Source organism: Haloarchaeobius amylolyticus (genome assembly GCF_026616195.1).
Classification (GTDB): Archaea; Halobacteriota; Halobacteria; order Halobacteriales; family Natrialbaceae; genus Haloarchaeobius; species Haloarchaeobius amylolyticus.
In genome coordinates this window covers 113372-132203 of record NZ_JANHDH010000003.1, presented here as the reverse complement: position 1 = coordinate 132203, position 18832 = coordinate 113372, and the positions used below count along the sequence as shown (strand labels likewise).

Sequence of the window (18832 nt, the reverse complement as noted above, 5' to 3'; positions counted from 1 at the left end):
AGGTCAGTCGGCGAGGGAGACTGAACCGAGGCTGCCGGTTCAGGCGCTTCGTTCGCGGTCAGTCGCGGTTCCGACGCCGTCCGAGCAGGCCAGCCATTGCGACGAGCGCGACCAGTGCAGCACCCGGTCCGAAGCCGGGAATACTGGTCTGGGGTTGCTCGGTCGTTGCGGGGTCGGTCCCCTGTGCTGTCCCGTCGTCACCGGTGGGCTGTGCCGAGCCATCAGCCGTCGAGGTGGTCGTCACCTGCGTCGGTCGGTCCGTCGTCTCCGTCGGCGTCGTCCCCGGTTGCACCGCGGGCGTCCCGACCACGAACGTCGCGAAGCCGGGTGCGGTGGTCTCGAACACGATCACGTCGCGGGTCTCGGAGACCAGCGTGTGGTCGGTCTGCGTCCAGCTCCCGTCGACGAGGCGATAGAGCACCACGTCATCGCTGGTTGCATCGCGTCCATCGAGGGCTTCGCGTGCCACACTGAACCGGACCGTCGCGTTCACCACGTCGTCGTCAGCGGCTGCGCCGGTGACCGCGATGGTCGCCAGTTGTTCCACGGATTCGGGCAGGGTCGAGTCGGCCGTGAGCCGGCCGCCCGAGATCGTGAGGTCGTAGTCGCCGTCGTCGCGGAACGTGACGGTGAGCCGGTCGACAGCGACACCGGTCGTGCCGAGTTCCCCGTTCTCGACGCCGGTGGAGAGCGACTGCATCGCACTGGCGTTTCGGACCTGGATGAGGACGTCCCCGTCGGTACCCTGCGTGGCCGTGATGGACGGCGTCGTCGCGGGCGATTGCGTCCCGCCGTCGCCGCCACTGTCACCTGCGCCACTGCCGTCGTCGGTGCCGCCTCCAGTGTTACCGCCGTCATCGTCGCTTCCACCACTGCCGCCGCTTCCGCCGCCGGTGTTCGCCGTCGCCACGGTGAACGAGACCGTCTCGGTGTGGGCGTTGCCCGCCTCGTCCTCGACGGTGACCGCCAGTTCGTGACTGGAGCCGTCGGCGAGGCCGGTGGCCGCGAACTCGACGTAGTCGCTCGTGACGGTGGTCGCGGCCGACCGCGTGACGAGGGTATCGTCGAAGAGCACGCTGACGCGGCTGGCGTTCACCCCACTGGCCGCGTCCTCGTAGTCGACCCGGAGCGTGGTGGCACTCGTCCCGGCCGCGAGTTCGTCGCCGTCGGCCGGGGTCGTCGCGGTCACCGTCGGCGGGGTGACGTCAGCGAGCACCGCCCCGTAGGTCGAGAAGTGGTAGACAGTGGCGATCCAGTACCGCTCGGTCGCACCGTTGACCGTCCGGTTCTCGACGGTGGTCTGTTCGTACTCCCAGGACTGGGTCGTCTCGTTGTAGTACCGGATGGTCACGTCGGATTCGTTCGTCCCGTTCGGGAGCAGGGCCGGGTCGACCGGGATACCGATAGTCGCAGAGGTGAGGTTGTCTGAGAGGCGCTGGCCAAGGGCTGCGTTCAGGAAGCTCACGCCGGTCTGGCCACGGACGAGCGGTTCGAGCGCGACCGTGCTCTCCGTGATGGTGACCGACGTGTCGTTGACGGAGCGGTTGGTCCGGAACTCGACGAACAGGCCGGAGGGCTGGAACTGCACCGTCATGGTGTTGTTCGCGTCCGTGCTGGGCGTCGCGAACAGGGCGTTCACCCCGTCGGACCCCGTGTTGCCAGCGCGGTCGGTTGCGGTCGCGTCGACCGCGTACTGACCGTCGACCGGGAGAGAGATGGTGCCGTTCCAGTGGCTTCCCTCGTCGCTCAGGGCGACCGAGACGACCGTGCCGTCGGGCCGTTCCACCTCGGCCGAGAGCGAGCCGGTCCGGATCGGTTCATCGGGCCGGACGGTCACGTTCGCGGTGGTCGCGTCGAGGCGAGTCGCGGTCACGGCGAGGTCGGGTGCTTCTCGGTCGATGCGGACCGCTGCGGCCGCGGTCTTCGTGGCCCGGTTCCCCTGACTATCGGTCGCGGTCGCGAGCACGTCGTACCGGCCGTCGTCGACGATGTCGCTGGCAGGGACGGTTACGGTCCAGTTGCCAGAGCCAGCGTCGTAGGTGGCGGCACGCGTCACCCGGTAGCTGGAGAACTGCGAGTCCAGCGTGACGCTGACCGCGGAGACGGCACTGTAGCTGTCGGAAACGTTCACTGCGATGTCCACGGCCCCGTTCGAGTAGACCGTGGGCCCGCTGGTGTGGGTGCCGGTCACGTCGATATCGTCGATGCTGGGCGCGCTGTCGTCAGTGCCCTCGCCCGTGAGCGAGATGGTGACCGTCGAATCGTCGGAGTCGTTCGAGGACACCGTCAGGGTCGCGTCGGCCGTGCCGGTGCGGGTCGGCGTGTACGCGACCGTGATGGTGTGTGACGAGCCGTGTCCGAGGACGACCGTCGTGTTGCCTGCCGTGATCTCGTACCCGTCTGCGTCTGGTCCGGAGAGCGTCGCGCCGGTGACCGAGAGGTTCTCGTCGCCGACGTTGGCGACGGTGACCGTCGCCGTCTCGGTCGTGCCGGCGGGCAGAGCCCCGAAGTCGACGCTGTCGGGGGCGACCGAGATGTCGGCCGGGCCGGTCACCGAGTCCGGGACGACGGTGATCGTGACCGGGGCGAACCCGGAGTACGCGCCGTGTTCGTCCTGGATGCGGTAGGTGAAACTGTCGATGCCCGTGAATCCCGCGTCTGGGGTGTACTCGAAGTTCCCGGCGGTCGTCAGCGAGAGCGAGCCGTTGCTCGGCTGGTAGGTGTTCGTCGCCCTGATGGAGTCGTTGTCCGCGTCGTAGTCGTTCGCGAGGACACCGGGCGTCGCCACGAGGAGCGTCTCACCCGCAGTGACGACGTACTCGTCGGCGACCGGCGTGGGCGCACGGTTGGGGTCCGGCAGGACCTCGACCGTGACCGTCGCGAAGCCGGAGTAGGCACCTTCGCTGTCCTGGATACGGTAGATGAACGAGTCGGTGCCGGTGAAGCCGGGGGCGGGCTGGTAGCGGAAGTCACCTGCCGTCGTCAGCGACACCGTCCCGTTGCTTGGGGTGCCCACGTTGGTTGCCCGTATCGAGTCGTTGTCCGGGTCGCCGTCGTTGGCGAGCACGCCCGGCGCACTCACGTTCAGCCATTCGCCTTCGCGGGTCGTGTAGTGGTCGTCGACGGGTTCCGGCGCCCGGTTCGCGTCCGGGGTGACCTCGATGGTGACGGTCCCGAACCCGGAGTAGGCGCCGTTTGCGTCCTGGATGCGATACCGGAACGAGTCGATGCCGGAGAAGCCGTCGTCGGGCTGGTAGCGGAAGTCTCCAGCCGTCGTCAGCGACAGCGTGCCGTGACTCGGCTGGTACGTGTTCGTCGCCCTGACGGAGTCGTTGTCCGGGTCGTAGTCGTTTGCAAGCACGCCAGGCGCACTGATGTTGAGCCACTCGCCCGCCGCAGTCGAGTAGCTATCGGCGACGACGACCGGTGCCCGGTTCGGGTCCGGCAGGACCTCGATGGTGACCGTCGCGAAGCCGGAGTACTCCCCGTTCGCGTCCTGGATGCTGTACCGGAACGTATCCGTCCCGGTGAAGCCTGGGTCGGGCTGGTAGCGGAAGTCACCAGCCGTCGTCAGCGACACCGTCCCGTTGCCCGGCTGGTAGACGTTCGACGCACTGATCGCGTCCCCGTTCGGGTCGAGGTCGTTCGCGAGTACGCCCGGCGCACTCACGTTCAACCAGTCGCCCTGAGAGACGGTGTAGGTGTCCGGGATGGCTACGGGGGCCGTTCCGGTGGAATCGATAACCTCGATGGTCACGGTGTCGAACCCGGAGTAGGCGCCGTCGGCGTCCTGGATGCGGTAGCGGAACGAGTCCGTTCCCGTGAAGTTCGCGTCGGGCTGGTAGCGGAAGTCTCCCGCCGTCGTCAGCGAGAGCGTCCCATTGTTCGGCTGGTAGGTGTTCGTCGCCCTGATGGAGTCGTTGTCCGGGTCGTAGTCGTTCGCGAGGACACCCGGCGCACTGATGTTCAGCCACTGGCCCTGGACCGTCCCGTAGTGGTCCGGGACGACGGTTGGCGGTCGGTTGTCGGCCGTGACCTCGATGGTGACGGTTCCGAACCCGGAGTACGCACCGTTTGCGTCCTGGATGCGGTAGCGGAACGAGTCCGTCCCGGTGAACCCGGCATCGGGCTGGTAGCGGAAGTCACCGGCCGTCGTCAGCGACAGCGTGCCGTGACTCGGCTGGTAGGTGTTCGTCGCCCTGAAGGAGTCGTTGTCCGGGTCGTAGTCGTTCGCGAGAACACCCGGCGCACTGACGTTCAGCCACTCTCCTTCGGCGGTCGAGTAGTGATCGTCGACCGCGGTCGGCGCGCGGTTCCGTGGTTCGAGCACTTCGATGGTGACCGTGGCGAAGCTAGAGTACGCGCCGTGTTCGTCCTGGATGCGGTAGCGGAACGAGTCCGTCCCTGTGAAGCCCGAGTCGGGCTGATAGCGGAAGTCGCCAGCAGTGGTCAGCGACAGCGTCCCATTGCCTGGCTGGTAGGTGTTGGCCGCCCTGATGGAGTCGTTGTCCGGGTCGTAGTCGTTCGTCAGGACGCCCGGTGCGCTCACGTTCAACCAGTCGCCGGCGTGGACCGAGTAGGTCTCACCGATTGCCTCCGGGGCGCGGTTGGGGTCGGGCCGGACCTCGATAGTCACGGTGGCGAAGCCGGAGTACGCACCCTCGCTGTCCTGGATGCGGTACCGGAACGAGTCGGTCCCGGTGAACCCCGCATCTGGCTGGTAGCGGAAGTCGCCAGCCGTCGTCAACGACACCGTCCCGTTGCCCGGCTGGTAGACGTTCGACGCACTGATCGAGTCGTTGTCCGGGTCGTGGTCGTTCGCGAGGACGCCCGGCGCGCTCACGTTCAGCCACTCGCCTTCGAGCGTGGTGTAGTGGTCGGTGGCTGCGATGGGGGCACGGTTCACCGAAGTCACCGTCCCGACGCCCGAGAGGCCGACCGAGACCGTGGACTCGTCGGAGTCGTTCGTGGCGAGTTCGAGCGTCGCGGCCGTGGCCTCGGCCGCGGTCGGTTCGAACTCGACGCTCACCTCGTGGGTCCCGCCGGCCGGGATGGTCGTCGCTCCAGCGCCACTGGTCACGGTGTAGGCGGCCGCGTCGTTCCCGGTGACCTGCGCCCCGTCGAACGAGAGCGGCGACCCGCCGTCGTTCGTGACGGTGACGTTCGCCGTCGCGCTGGTCCCGACCCCGACGTCGCCGAAGTCGTAGCTCGTCGGCGAGACGGTGACCTCCGGTGGCCCGACGACGGTACCCGTGAGCGAGACGTTGTACCGCGGTTCGTCGGGGTCGTCGCTCCGTATCTGGAGGACCGCGTTCTTCACGCCCGTCGCCTGCGGGGCGATGTAGACCGAGACCCAGCCCGAACTGCCGGGCGAGAGGTAGGCGTAGGTCTCCGACTGGTCGGTCGTGATGGAGAACTCGCTGGCGTTCGCGCCGACGAGCACCGAGTCCTGCCAGTCGAGGTTCGCGGTCCCCTCGTTCCGCACGAGGAAGTCCTTGCGGACCCACTCGCTGACGTTAACCGTGCCGTAATCCCAGCTCGACGGCGAGACCGTGACGTCGGGCTGGGCGGGCGTGACGTTCACGTCGACCGGAGGCAGGTCCGCGATGGTGACGGAGTGCGTGCCCTCCGTGGCGAAGGTGTGGGTGAACGAGACCGTGTCCTCGTCGTTGTAGTAGCTTGAACCGAGCGTTCCGGTGGCGTTGTCGACGACGTTCCCGTCGACCGCGAAGTCCGTCGTGTACGTACAGGAGTCCTCGGCGAGGTTCCGGACGGTCGCGGAGACGGTGAGCTGTTCGCCCACCGAGACGTTCGCCGCGGAGACCGAGAGACCGGAGTACTCGAACAGCGTCGGCTCGGTGGCGGTCGTGCCGCCGTCGAGTGCGTACAGGGTGTGGACGTCCGAACTGTCGTTCAGGCTGGCGACGAACAGTCGGCCGTCGGCGACCGTGGACTGGAACGGGACCTCGGTCCCGGCCGCGAACCGCCAGGTCAGGTCGCCCTCGGTGGCGTCGACCGCGAGGACGTCACCGCCGCGAGAGCCGACGTAGACGGTTCCGTCCGCGACCGCGGGCGAGGGGTCGAGGTCGGCGCAGACGCTGTAGTTCCAGACGTAGCCCGCCCCGGAAGCGTCGAGCGCGCTGAGCGTGCCCGCGCCGCCGAAGTAGAGCGTGCCGTTCGCCAGTGCCGGTGAGACGCCCGTGTAGCCGTCGAACGTCGCAGGTGCGGTCCAGGAGATGCTGCCGCTCGTAGCGTCGACAGCGTGCATCTCGGAGCCGTCGGCGATGTACACGGTGCCATCTGCGAGGACCGGCGAGGAGACGAAGTAGTTCGAGCTCGCGGTGAGCGTCGTCGACCACTGCTCCGTGCCGGTGCTCGCGTCCAGACTGTACAGGGTCCCGGCGTCGGTGGCGACGTAGACCGATCCGCCGTCGACCGCGGGCGTGACCGGCATCTCATCGGCCGTCCGGAACGTCCACATGACCTCCCGGGTCGTCGCGTTCAGTGCGTAGAGGACGCCGCTACCATCGTCCGCGGTGACGTACAGCGTGTCGTCGGCCAGGGTCAATCCACCGAGGGAGCCGCCGGCGTCGAAGGTCCAGAATCGCTCGCCCGTCGAGGCGTTCAGGGCGTGAATCCTGCCGTAGTTCTGTCCGGCGTAGACGACGCCACTGGCGTACGTCGGCGCGGCGCCGAGTTCCGCATCCGTGGCGTAGCTCCACCGTTCCGCACCGGTCGCGGCGTCGTAGGCGAGCACCGACCGGGTGCCAGCTCCGTCGCGGCCGCCGACGAACACGGTTCCGTCGCCGACCGTCGGGGGCGAGTTCAGCCCCTCGTAGCTGCTGTGGTTCACCGACCAGTTCACGGGGTCGGCGAGGACGGTCGTCGGGGCGGTCCCGGTCTGGTTGCCGGTGTTCCGGGCGTCGCGCCCGTGGGTCGGCCAGGCGTCGGAACCCGGGGCGAGCGTCCGCGGCTCACCGAGTGGGACGACCTGGTCGTCCCGGGCGTCGCCCACGTTCACCATCACCGTGTTCGTCCGGTCAATCATGTAGCTATCCAGCTCCGAGCCGTCGTTCGACGGCCGCAGCGTGAAGACGAAATCACCGCGAGCCCGCAGGTTCACCGTCCAGGTGACCGTCGTGCTCTCTCCCGGGGCGAGTGTTCCCTCGCGGTTCGTGTAATTATAGACGTAGTTGTCGTCGTTCGGGAGGACGCCGATGTTCACGTCGTACTTCCGGGTGAGCGAGCCGGTGTTCGTCACCGTCGCAGTGACCGTCGCGTTCTCGTCGACCCCGACGGTCGGGGACGCCACCGCGAGGTTCGAGTACTCGATGACGCCGCCGTCGACGAGCGCCCGGAGTTTGCCCGACCAGTCGTCGAAGACGAACAGCGTCCCGTTCGCGACCGACCGGGAGATACCCTTCTCGGTGTCGCCGAGGTACGCACCGGTCTCGGCGTCGTAGATGCGGGTGTAGCCGGGGTCGAACGTCGTCTCTCCGCCGTAGACGATGCCGTCTGCGATCTGGATGCGCGAGAGGTAGTTCGTGCTCACGTTCCATGCGGCCACGCCGGTCCCCACGTCGACGCGGTAGAGGCGGTCGTAGTCCATGTTGGAGGAGGCGACCTGCCTGACGTACAGCGAGCCGTCGTGGACGGCGGGCGTCCTGACCCGCCATGCGTCGTCGATCGTGTCGTAGCTGGACGGAATCGGCGTCGGTGCGAAGCGCCACGCCTCTGCACCGGTGGTGACGTTCAGTGCGACGAGTTCCTGGGCGAGTTCGCCGTCCGCGTTCCGCGAATCGTTCACGACGAAGACCGTGCCGTCAGCGACGACCGGTGTCTCGCCAAGGTCGAGGACCAATCCGGTGGTCGACCAGACGCGCGCGCCCGTCGCGGCGTCGAATACGTGGAGTTCCTCGTCGTAGTCGCTGATCTCCCCTTCGTCCGTGACCGTCGCGAACAGGTAGCCGTCGCCGACAGCGTAGGTGACGTACTGCTCGTCGCGGTACCGGTCCCCGAGGTGGTACGACCACGCGTAGCTCCCGTCGACCGCGTTCAGGGCGACGACAGAGGCGTTCTCGTAGTTATCGTTCTGCTCGTAGATCGCGCCCGCGAGGTAGACCCGGCCGTCGGCGACGACCGGCCCGTGGTCGCGATACGTACTGATGTTGATGCTGACGCCCGTCTGCCACACCTTCGAGCCGGTCTCGGCATCGAACGCGTAGACGGACCCGTCCACGATGGCCGGGCCGCTGTCGAGGAACTTGTAGGGGGTCGTGACGACGTAGACGGTGCCGTCGACGACCGCCGGCGAGCCTGCCGGGACCCGGTTGTCCGCCGTGAAGTTGTACGACCAGTGTTCGGTTCCGGTCCCCAGGTCGTGGGCGCTGACGGTGTGGATGTCTGGCTGACCGTTGTACCGCGACTGGTCACGGACGAGGTAGGCCGTGTCGTTCGCGATGGCCGGCGTCGTGTCCTCGGCGTAGGTACTGCTGTTCCAGGCCTCCTGGTAGTGCTGGGTGGGCCCGTCGGTGTTCGGGTTGGCGTCGGTTCGCGCCGCGTCGAAGCCGCCCATCCGCCACGTGTCCACCGGATTCGCGTGGACCACGTCGACCGTCACCGAGGCGGTGGTCGGTTCGTCGTCGCGGAGCCGCTTGACCGTGAGCGCCCAGGAATCGGCGCTGTGGAGCTGTGTCGTGTAGGTCAGCGTGGTCGTCGCGCCCGCGGCGAGGGTGCCGTTCTGCCACCCGAGGGTCCAGTTGTCGCCCGGGAAGGGCCCGGCCGCCTGCAGCGACAGGTTGTAGTCCCGGGCTGTATCGTCGACGTTCTCGACCGTCACGTCGACGGTGAACTGCTCGCCCGGCGCGACGGTCGTCTTCGAGACGGTGAGTCCGCTGACCGAGAAGGGCGACGACTCCAGTGCGTACACCCTGGTCGTGTCCGTGCCCGACCCGGCCGTCTGTCTGGCGAGCACGTAGAGACGGCCATCGGCGACTGCCGGTCGCACGGCTTGCCCGGCGAGCTGGTCGCGCCAGAGCGCCGTACCGGTCACGCTATCCAGCGCAACCATGCTTCCCCGGTCGTTCGTGACGTACACCACGTCGTCGGCGACGGCTGGCGGATTCGTATCGACGTTCGTGTAGCTGAGCCCGTACTCGACGCCGGTCGCAAGGCGGTGTTTCCACTGCATCGTCCCAGAACCTGCATCGAGGCCGTAGACCGTGTTGCCCGCGGCGAGGAAGACCGACCCGTTCGCGACGGCTGCCCCCGCGGGTCTGGCGTTCACGTCGAAGATCCACTCGACATGGCCATCGGTGGCATCAAGGCGAATGAACTTCGGGTCGTACACGTCACTGCCGCCGCCGACGAACACGGAGCCATCGGCGACGACCGGACGCATACGAATCTGGCCTTCGATGGCGAACCGCCAGCGTTCGGAGCCGTCGCTGGCGTTCAGGGCGTAGACCGCGTACTCACGTGCATCGCTCCCGAACTGTGCCGTGGCGTAGACGGTGTTTCCGCTCGCGGTGAACCCACCACCCGCGGAATCGGCGTATTCCGTGTTCCACAGTGCGTTCCCGGTCGCGAGGTCGTACGCGTAGATGCGCTGCCCCGTGTAGGTTCCCCCATCGACGTACACCGTGCCGTTCAGGACGACGCTCGAGTCGACGTCGACGGACGAGACGTTCCACTGTTCGGTGCCCGTCGCGAGGTCGAAGACGAAGATGCCGTCGTAACCGCTGTCGACCACGACCAGTCCATCGGCGACAGACACCGCTTCGGTATCGATGCCAGAGACGTTCCAGACCACGGCGCCGGTCTCGTTGTCCACCGCACGGAGGCTGTCCCGGCCGGGTATCAGGACCAGGCCATCGGCGACGACGACCGGTCCGGTGCCGACGTCGTCCTGGAACTCGTACAGCCAGCGGACGTCGGGATCGGTCGTGGGCGCCGTCGTGTTCGGGTTGTCGCCGGACCAGCCCGGGTCGCGACCGGCTGTCGACCAGTCGCCTGCCCCGAGTGACTCCCACGTCGAGGAGGCGCCTGTCCCGACCTGTGCCCCAGTGCTACCGTGTGCGGCACTGGTTTCCAGTCCATCTCCCGCTACTGACCCAGTGATCGCCGAGTCTCCCACCGCGGGTTCCATCGTCTGGGCGGCGCCGACCGGTGCGACGACACCCGAGAGGACGACGATGAGAACGACCCCGAGTGTCGTCACCCGCGTACCCACATCTGTCCGCCGTCGAATCGAAGTGCTCCCCATGTTGATAAGTATGCAACAGGTGGAGACATTAAATATGCATCTATCGGCCGTGTAACGAGGTCTGAACGCCGTTTCAGGACGTGAAACGGATTCCACTTCCTGAACACGAACAGCTATGACGATGACAGGTCTGAGTACTCCTCATGGGTGGCGAACAGGTGGAAGGAGACGGCAGTCTCCCGGTGGAAGCGATCAAGCGTGCGGACGTCCTGGAGACGCTTCGAGATGGATCGAAGACGCGGGCGGACCTCATGAAAGCCCTCGACGTCTCACGAACGACCATCCATCGTATCGTCCGTGACCTCGAAGCGCAGGACCTGCTCGTGCAATCCGACGACGAGTTCGAACTCTCGCCGTTCGGACGGGCTGTCGCAGCCGAGGTGAGTACCTTCCAGCAGCGACTCACCACGGCCCGACGGCTCCAGCCGTTCCTCGCGACCCAGACGGACGAATCGGTGGATGTCGACGTCGGCCCCTTCGCAGACGCGACCATCACCGAACCGGGACCCTCGAACCCGTACGCACCCGTCGCTCGCTTCATGGAACTCCTCCGGAAATCGAGCACCCTCTACGGGTTCGACACGACCACCATCGCCCCTATCTTCGTCGACGAGATCCGTGAGGAGATACTCGACGGGATGACGACCGACGTGGTCTATCTCCCGACCGTCGTCGACGATATCGTCGAGGCGTATCCCGACGCGGTCCGGACTGCACTCGAGAGCGGCGAACTCAGCCTCTCGACCCACGAGGAACTCCCGTTCGGGCTCGCCATCTTCGATGGGCGAATCGGCCTCGGCGGATACGACGAGCAGACCGGGATGCTCACCGTCTTCGTGGACACGGACAACCCGGAGGCACGGGACTGGGCACTGGACCTCTACGAGCGCTACCGGGAGGAAGCCGACGGGCTGACTCCCGCAGACATCCCAGGCGAGCCGTGACACCCGGTCGCCGCCCTCGACACACTCAAACGACAGTGGTGGATTAGTACCGGGCATGGAACGCCTGACGCTGTCGAACGCCGCGTTCGAGGGACACAACAACGCCTACCTCTTCGACGATGGGCCGGAGACCGTCCTCATCGACACCGGCGACTGGATGGCGGCGACGCGGACGCAGTTGACGGAGGCACTCGCCAGCCACGGCGTCGCGATGGCGGACATCGACCGGATCTTCCTGACACACTGGCATCCGGACCACACCGGCCTGGCCGGCGAGATACAATCGCAAAGCGGGGCCGAGGTGTACGTCCACGCCGAGGACGCCCCGCTCGTCGAGGGGGACGAGGACGCGTGGGCGACCCTGCACGAGACACAGGAGCGGTACTTCGACGACTGGGGGATGCCCGAACCGAAACAGGCGGTGCTCAGAGAGAGGATGGCAGAGCCGACGGCGCTGGACGCCCCGGAGGTCATCCCGTTCGCGGACGGGGATACCTTCAACGTCAACGGCCACGAGTTGCGCGTCGTCCACGCGTCGGGACACGCCGCGGGGTTGTGCATGTTCGAGACGACCCTCGATGGGTCCCCGGTCGTCTTCACCGGGGATGCACTCCTGCCAGTGTACACGCCGAACGTCGGAGGTGCCGACGTGCGGGTCGAGAACCCCCTCGAGAAGTACCTCCGGGCGCTCCGGTACATCGCAGACGCCGGGTACGACCGTGCCTGGCCCGGTCACCGCGACCCGATAGCCGACCCGCCCGCCCGCGCCGAACACATCATCGACCACCACGAGGAACGGGCGTGGCGGGTCCTGAACGTGCTCGATGAATCCGGCCCGCTGAACACGTGGGAGGTCAGTGCCGAGCTGTTCGGCGAGCTTTCGGACATCCACATCCTCCACGGGCCGGGCGAGGCGTACGCCCACCTCGAACATCTGGCGCAGACCGGGGCCGTGATTCCTGAAGGCGAGACGTATCGCATCGCTGAACGTGCGAGCGAGGCGCTGGCAGAAGAGAACGACCAGCGGTGGGAACTCGGTTTCTAGCGGCCGCCCGCTGGTGTCGCTGACACTCGTCTGAGTGTCCCCCGACAGAAATCGATTTCAGTCCCGCCGGTTACAGAAATGTAATTCTGGCTACCTATATGTGCTCGGGAGTCCTCTCTACAGTTGTCGATGAACACCAGCATCACCACCACGAAGCCCGCTCGCACCCAGACCACCGTCGTCCGCGTCGGCCTCCTGCTCGCTGCACTCGCGCTCCTCGCGCTCGGCATCGACGCACTGGTCGCGCTCGTCCCCGGAACAGGACTGGTCCTCGCGCTGCTCGCCTGGACCATCATCCTCGGCGCGCTGCTCGCGCTTCCCATCGTCGCGGTCCAGCTGATCGGCGAGGCGCTCTGAGAGCGTCGCCTGCCGATTCGTTCCTGCGAACGACCTCAACTGTCCCAGCTGCCCTGGTCGGCGACGTTCGCCGACGCCTCCCCGCTGATGCGTTCGACCTGTTTCTGCGCCCTGACGCGCTGTTCGATCTCGGCCTCCACGTCGCGCATGAACTCGTCGACGGCGTTCCCCATGCAGATGACGCGGTTGCCATCGCCGAGCAACTCGTCGAGCACCGCGGACGCGCCCTCAGTGTTCTCGTGTTGTACCACCGGGACGTCCACGTTCGCCGCGAAGGCACGGGCGTTGGCCCCGCCGACGTGGACGACCTCGATGTGGTCGTGTTCGTACAGCAGGTCGACGTACTCGGCGAACGAGGCGGTCCGACCGCGGCGGTCGCGCCGAAGGTAGACGAACGGGACGATCTGCTCGCCGTCGGTGAGCGCCCGCCGGATCATCTCCGTGCTCTCGATGTCGTTGACGGCCGCGGCGTCGTAGATCCGGCCGTTCGGGAGCAGGGTCCAGGCGGGTTGCATCCCCTCGAGGAACGCCTCGATCTCCGAGTCGAGAATCGGCGACTCGTCGACGGCCGCCAGTACCGCGTTGATGGCGTGGACCGTCTCGGCCCCGATGAATCCCTCGTGTTCTGGTGGGACGTCGACCTGCTCGATGGTGCCGCCACGGCGCTCGATGTCGCGCTGCATGTATTCGTGCAACAGGGGGTGTTGCTCGCCGCTGATGACGTGGGTACCCTTCGGGACCGACCGGGCGAAGGCACGAGCGATGTCTCCCCTGGTCTTGCCGAGGGTGTCGGTGTGGTCCTGGCGGACGTTGGTCAGGACCATGATGTCCGGGTCGATGAGGCGCTGGTTCACCAGTCGGGTCGTGTACTCCGTGATGCCCTGGTTCTCGAAGATGAGGACGTCCTCCGGGTCGTAGGCGTCGAGTTCCCCGGCGAACTCGCCAATGATGCTGATGTTCTCGTAGAGCGTGGTGCGAGGGCCCTCCCGCTCGATGGGGAACACCTCGCCGTTGTGGATGAGCGTCGGGTGGTCCCCTGTGATCTTCGTGAGCGTGTCGTAGTCGCGGCGGTTGAACACGTCGTCCAGGCGTCGGGTCGTCGAGGACTTCCCACGGGTGCCCGCGACGACGATTCGCGTATCGACCTGCTGGAGCGCTTGTCGGTGGCGCAGCCCCCGCGTGAGTTCGCGGACGAGGCCGGTCAGACTGGGTTTACCGACCGTGATGGGTTGGGGGCCCTGTGCCCACTCGTGCTCGGCGCCGACCATGAACACCGGCAGCGCCCCCGTCGCGTTGGCCATGAAGCGGTCGACGGCGGTCTCGGCGGCCGCCTCCGTCGGGAACCGCTCCGCGCTGTGGGCGAGGACCCGCTCGGCGCTCTCGAACCGCCAGACCCAGTTGTTCCTGTCGGCAGGCAACTCGCCCGCCGGGGTCGGGTCCGGCTCGACGACGAACCGCGGGTCCGTGACGCTCGCGGATTCGTTCGGGACGGCTTCGCCGAGCAGTTGCCTGACGGCGGCGCGAACATCGTCGACCGCGAGCCGGGCCTCTCGTGACCGGTCGTGATGGGTCCCGCAGGTCGCGACCACCTCGGCGTCGATGCGCAGGCGCCAGCACCAGCCGAAGCCGCGCCCGTATATCTCGAAGGCGGTGCGGCTCACGAGTCACCCCCAGGGAGGACCGACGCGGACCGCACGGCCGCCCTGTCCGGGAGGTCGACCGAGTACCAGTACGCCAGTCCGAGTGCCATCGCGGTGAGGAGGGCCCCCGCGACGACGACCGGGAGCGTGACCGGGTGGGTGAAGCCCTGGGGCTGTGGCGTGCTGAAGAGCCGGGCGAAGAGCAGCGACGGGACGAATACGCCGACCTGCAGTGGGAGCACGAGGCGGCGTTCGAACGGTGGCGTCACATGTGCGTTGTAGGCGGTCACCCCGGCGATGTTCGCGACGAAGAACGCCGAGAGCCCGCGGGTGATGGGGAACCAGAGCACGAACGGGATGGCCAGGAGCATGGCGACCGCCGCGGTGAGCCCGAAGAGGACGCGCCCGTAGCGCAGCGTCGCGTAGTTGGCCGCCTGGACGAACCCGAACGCGAGGACGAACAGGACGAGGTACAGGACGAGCAGCCAGTAGTTAGAGAGCGCGTAGATGCCGAGCAGGACGGCCGTGATGATACCGAGGCGTACGCCGAAACGGTCACGCAGGCGTTCGGAGAGTACCAGTCCGGCTGCGAACAGGACGGCGACCGCCTCGCGCGCCATGACGTCGGGGGCCACGTCGGCGCCGGCGGTCGCGTTCTTGAGGAGCGCGATGTCTGCCGTCCGCGAGAAGAGGACCGGGGGTGTCAGCGTCCCGAACTGGGCTGCCACGGCGGGTGTGACGAGAACCCACCCGATGACGAGGAGGCCGACGAACAGGGTGACGGCCGCGGCGAGGTCGTTGCGGCGGTACTCGGGGCGGATCTGGTGGTAGTTGTACGCGGCCAGCCCCGGGAGGATACTGCCGAAGAACACGATGACGTCGGACCGGAGCCCGACCTGGTCGACGAGGAGGAAGATGGCCAGGGGAACGGTCGTCCCGACGACCATCGCCACGACCAGCTCGTCACGGCCCGCGACGAGGGTCCGGCGCCGGAACAGCCACAGCCCTGTGTACGCGGTGAGTGTGCTCAGGACGAACACCGGCAACAGCGAGAGGTCCTTGAGCGTGTAGACGGCCAGGATGGGGACCGTGATGGTCCCGCCGAGCCGGTACCCCGTGAACTGGGTGATGGTCGCCACGCTGAGCAGCCCGAGAATGGTCAGCATGGTGGCAACCCACATACACCACTGGAGACAGTACGCTTACAAAACGGTGCCGCAATCGAGGGGCGAAGTACCACTGCCGGTGGGCGATGGCGATACGCAGGACAGAGACCGAGCCGTCTCGACCGGGATTCTGGTGTGGTCAGGCCGACGCTTCCAGGAGGTCGCGGACCTGATCGACGAGGGCCCTCCGATCGAACGGTTTCGCGATGTAGCCATCCGCCCCAGCGTCCAAGGCCCTGAGTACGTCCTCCTCGCGGGACCGTGAGGTCAACATCAATACAGGGACGTCGGCGAATGCCTCCTCGTTGCGGATGCGTTCCAGCAGCGAGAACCCATCCAGTTCTGGCATCATCACGTCCAGCAGGACCAGCCGTGGTGGGCTGTCCGACCGCGTCTCCAGGTAGTCCCAGGCAGCCTGTCCGGTCTCGAGCGTCTGAACCGCGAACTCGTCGCCGAGGGTGACGGCCACCAGCCGCCGGATCTGCTCGTCGTCGTCGGCCGCCACGATTTCCCCATCCACAATCTCCCCATCCATGTTCGTGTCAACGGTCTCAAACTACCTAAAGAGGCCGGTCGCGGAGCCGAATCACCGTCGCCCGCACCCACCGACCAGCGCCAGTGGCGGTTTCCGAATCGATGACAGGACAGCCTACTATAACGTTTTTCCCGTATCGGTTCGTAGCGGGGGACGACCGTGACACGGCCGGATATCGAGGGGAGTCTCAGTGTTCTCTCTATCGCGTCGGACGAGGCACTCTCGACTCGACTACAGGCGCAGGCCGACGACGCAACGACAGGGATCGACCTCCACCGGGCGAAGGCGTTCGACGCCGCACTCGACGCCGTCACCAGCGAGCAGGTCGACTGCGTGACGACGGCGTACAGACTCGACGACGAGACTGGTATCGACCTCGTCAGGGCGATTCGCGAGGAGGCGAGCGACCTTCCGATCATCCTCTACACGGACGAGGGGAGCGAGACCATCGCCGCCGAAGCGACCAGGGCGGGCGCGACCGAGTACCACCCCGTCGCGTCGGACAGCGCCGACCTCGCCGACCTCCTCGACCGGGTGGTCACCCTCGGGCGACGCTACCGCGAGGAACGAACGTCGGCGACCGACACCAACCGGTACGAACGAACACTCGAGCGGGCGACCGACGGCATCTACTCGCTCGACGTGTCGTGGCGAATCGAGTACGTGAACGAGACGATGGCGACGCGCATCGGCCGTGACCGCGACTCGCTCCTCGGGGCCGTCCTCTGGGAGGAGTTCCCCAGTCTCGTCGGCACCGACCACGAAGAGCAGTTCCGGACGGCGATCGAGACCGGCGAGCCGACCGCCTTCCAGGAGTACGTCGAGGACCCCTTCGGCTACTGGGTCGAGGTCAGGGCCTTCCCCGACGAGGACGGCCTCACCGTCTTCTCCCGGGACATCTCCGCACAGAAGACGCTTGAACGACGGCTCAGGGCCCTGCAGGAGGTCACCCAGCGACTGAACACCACCACCTCGATGGCGGAGGTCGGGACCGTCGCCGTCGAGGCGGCCGCCGACATCCTCGACCTGGAGTTGACCGCCATGTGGGAATACGACGAGGTCGAGCAGGAGCTGGTTCCCGTGGCTGCGACAGACGACGTACGCGCGACACTCGGCGAGCTTCCCCATTTCACCCCCGGAGAGAGCCTCGCGTGGGACACCTTCGTCGACGGCGACCTCGACGTCTACGAGGACATCCCGAATACGGACGGTATCCACAATCCCGAGACCGTGATCCAGTGCGAGATCATCGCCCCGCTCGGCCGCCACGGTCTCCTCATGACCGGCAGCACGACGGCCCAGTCCTTCTCGAACCGGGATATCGACCTGTTCAGCATCCTGGCCGCGAGCGTCGAAGCCGCCCTGGGCCGTGCCGAACGCGAGGAGGAACTCCGGCGGCAGAACCAGCGCCTCGGCGAGTTCGCGGACGTCGTCGCCCACGACCTGCGCAACCCCCTGACCGTCGCCCAGGGGTTCCTCGACGTGGCGCGGGAGACGGGCGACGACGCCCACTTCGCCGAGGTGGAGTGGGCGCACCGCCGCATGGAGACCCTCATCGACGACCTGCTGACGCTCGCCCACAGCGGCCGGACCATCGACTCTCCGGAGCAGATCGCACTCGAGACGGTCGCCAGGGAGGCCTGGGTCCACCTCGATACCGCCGACGCGTCGTGTACCATCTCCCCCGAGCTCCCCGTCATCGAGGGCGACGAGAGTCGCCTCCTCCAGCTGTTCGAGAACCTCTTCCGGAACGCCATCCAGCATGGCGGCGACCGGGTGAACATCAGCGTCGAGCCACTGGCGTCCGGTGACGGGTTCTTCGTCGCCGACGACGGCCCGGGTATCGACCCCGAGAACCGCCTCGCGGTCCTCGAACACGGCGTGACCTTCAGCGACGATGGGACCGGCCTCGGGCTGGCCATCGCTTCCGAGATCGTCCATGCACACGGCTGGTCGATCCGCGTGACCGACAGTGCGTCAGGTGGGGCGCGGTTCGAGTTCTCGTTCGAGGAGTCGTCGACTCGTGACTAGAGACGGGTCGTCCGCCGTGCATCTATGTGAACAGCGTAGAGTGTGTGTTATTCATGACACAACTACTGAAACTAATGGTTTGAATAATATATTCCTGTGTGACATTCGTCTTCGCCAGTTACTTCGGAAGTGGACGGGACAACACAACCAGTGAGCGAAGACCGAAACCAGTCGAAGACGGACGAGAGTACCAGACCCTCCTACTGGGACTGGTATGAGCTTGCAGCCGCCGACGAGGGCGATACCACGGGGATCGTGCTCGCTCTCATCGTGGTGATTATGTTCTCGATCGACCTCGTAAGCTTCGAGTGGGCAGTCGTCGCGATGCTGGGTGTCATCGCCGCCACGACCGGCGATTAACACAGAGGTAGTCCGCGTACAGTAGGTTCACTACGCAGAGAATCCTGTCGTCGCCCTCTTTTCCGGCCGAAGACGACGGAAACCGGTTATCGGGTCGGCTCCGGGTTTCGCTCGCTTGCAAGGCCGTACCGAAAGCAGAACCCGAAGCTTCCCCTCATACAAATATAACTATCGTTATATAACTATTAAGTTACTATGTGTGAAATTTGAACAGTGCTTGGTGACAAGACAACACATGCCACGAGAGCAATCGCAGGATTCAGATTCTGTTGCAGCGTTCGACAGTGTCCCCATCTCGCGGCGGGACTTCGTCCGCGTCTCGGCCGTACTCGGCGGGGCAGTGGCGCTCCCCGCACTGCACTCGGTCAAGAGTCCAGTCCGAAGTTCACGGACCTCTATGAGTTCATCGTGAATCATGCGCGGGACTTCGTCGAGATTCCGACGCTGGCCCTCGTATCGAGTGATGACGGATTCGATGCCATCGAGAACG

At 66.5% G+C, this 18832-nt stretch carries 10 protein-coding genes; 6 read left to right on the top strand and 4 right to left on the bottom strand.

Features of this window, described 5'->3' with window-relative positions:
* Window positions 1-58: 58 nt before the first annotated feature.
* Window positions 59-10231 (bottom strand): cadherin-like domain-containing protein, encoded by a 10173-nt coding sequence (locus NOV86_RS18390; RefSeq protein WP_267643231.1) that lies wholly within the window; start codon window positions 10229-10231, stop codon window positions 59-61.
* Window positions 10232-10407: 176 nt separating this feature from the next.
* On the opposite strand from NOV86_RS18390, the gene NOV86_RS18385 reads away from it, so the two are divergent.
* From NOV86_RS18385 to NOV86_RS18375, 3 genes are all read left to right on the top strand, one after another.
* Window positions 10408-11208, top strand: coding sequence for a helix-turn-helix transcriptional regulator (locus tag NOV86_RS18385; protein WP_267643230.1), 801 nt, complete (start codon window positions 10408-10410; stop codon window positions 11206-11208).
* 55 nt (window positions 11209-11263) lie between these two features.
* Window positions 11264-12253 carry an MBL fold metallo-hydrolase gene (locus NOV86_RS18380; RefSeq protein WP_267643229.1) on the top strand — a complete coding sequence of 330 codons (990 nt, stop codon included), beginning with the start codon at window positions 11264-11266 and terminating at the stop codon, window positions 12251-12253.
* Between the two features lie 129 nt (window positions 12254-12382).
* Window positions 12383-12610: a hypothetical protein gene (locus NOV86_RS18375; RefSeq protein ID WP_267643228.1), complete on the top strand. Its 228-nt coding sequence runs from the start codon at window positions 12383-12385 to the stop codon at window positions 12608-12610.
* Window positions 12611-12645: 35 nt separating this feature from the next.
* On the opposite strand, the gene NOV86_RS18370 is transcribed toward NOV86_RS18375, so the two are convergent.
* The 3 genes from NOV86_RS18370 to NOV86_RS18360 all read right to left on the bottom strand — a co-directional run bounded on the left by NOV86_RS18370 (window position 12646) and on the right by NOV86_RS18360 (window position 15951).
* Entirely contained in the window at window positions 12646-14271 is a 1626-nt protein-coding gene (locus tag NOV86_RS18370; protein ID WP_267643227.1) for a Mur ligase family protein, read from the bottom strand.
* On the bottom strand, window positions 14268-15431 hold the full coding sequence (locus NOV86_RS18365) for a poly-gamma-glutamate biosynthesis protein PgsC/CapC (RefSeq protein ID WP_267643226.1): 1164 nt from the start codon (window positions 15429-15431) through the stop codon (window positions 14268-14270). The genes NOV86_RS18370 and NOV86_RS18365 overlap by 4 nt, the downstream gene beginning before the upstream one ends.
* Before the next feature lie 124 nt (window positions 15432-15555).
* Window positions 15556-15951 carry a response regulator transcription factor gene (locus tag NOV86_RS18360; RefSeq protein WP_267643225.1) on the bottom strand — a complete coding sequence of 132 codons (396 nt, stop codon included), beginning with the start codon at window positions 15949-15951 and terminating at the stop codon, window positions 15556-15558.
* Between the two features lie 159 nt (window positions 15952-16110).
* On the opposite strand from NOV86_RS18360, the gene NOV86_RS23275 reads away from it, so the two are divergent.
* The 3 genes from NOV86_RS23275 to NOV86_RS23270 all read left to right on the top strand — a co-directional run bounded on the left by NOV86_RS23275 (window position 16111) and on the right by NOV86_RS23270 (window position 18754).
* Window positions 16111-17982, top strand: coding sequence for an ATP-binding protein (locus NOV86_RS23275; RefSeq protein WP_267643224.1), 1872 nt, complete (start codon window positions 16111-16113; stop codon window positions 17980-17982).
* A gap of 150 nt (window positions 17983-18132) precedes the next feature.
* Window positions 18133-18342, top strand: a complete 210-nt coding sequence (locus NOV86_RS18350) for a hypothetical protein (RefSeq protein WP_267643223.1) — start codon at window positions 18133-18135, stop codon at window positions 18340-18342.
* A 235-nt stretch (window positions 18343-18577) separates the two neighbouring features.
* Window positions 18578-18754, top strand: a complete 177-nt coding sequence (locus NOV86_RS23270) for a twin-arginine translocation signal domain-containing protein (protein ID WP_368408792.1) — start codon at window positions 18578-18580, stop codon at window positions 18752-18754.
* The last annotated feature ends 78 nt before the right edge of the window (window positions 18755-18832 follow it).

Excerpts from the sequence above, each read along its gene's own strand:
- NOV86_RS18360 (WP_267643225.1), bottom strand. The coding sequence starts at position 15,951 with ATGGATGGGGAGATTGTGGATGGGGAAATCGTGGCGGCCGACGACGAC.
- NOV86_RS23270 (WP_368408792.1), top strand. The coding sequence starts at position 18,578 with ATGCCACGAGAGCAATCGCAGGATTCAGATTCTGTTGCAGCGTTCGAC.
- NOV86_RS18380 (WP_267643229.1), top strand. The coding sequence starts at position 11,264 with ATGGAACGCCTGACGCTGTCGAACGCCGCGTTCGAGGGACACAACAAC.
- NOV86_RS18375 (WP_267643228.1), top strand. The coding sequence starts at position 12,383 with ATGAACACCAGCATCACCACCACGAAGCCCGCTCGCACCCAGACCACC.
- NOV86_RS18365 (WP_267643226.1), bottom strand. The coding sequence starts at position 15,431 with ATGTGGGTTGCCACCATGCTGACCATTCTCGGGCTGCTCAGCGTGGCG.
- NOV86_RS18385 (WP_267643230.1), top strand. The coding sequence starts at position 10,408 with ATGGGTGGCGAACAGGTGGAAGGAGACGGCAGTCTCCCGGTGGAAGCG.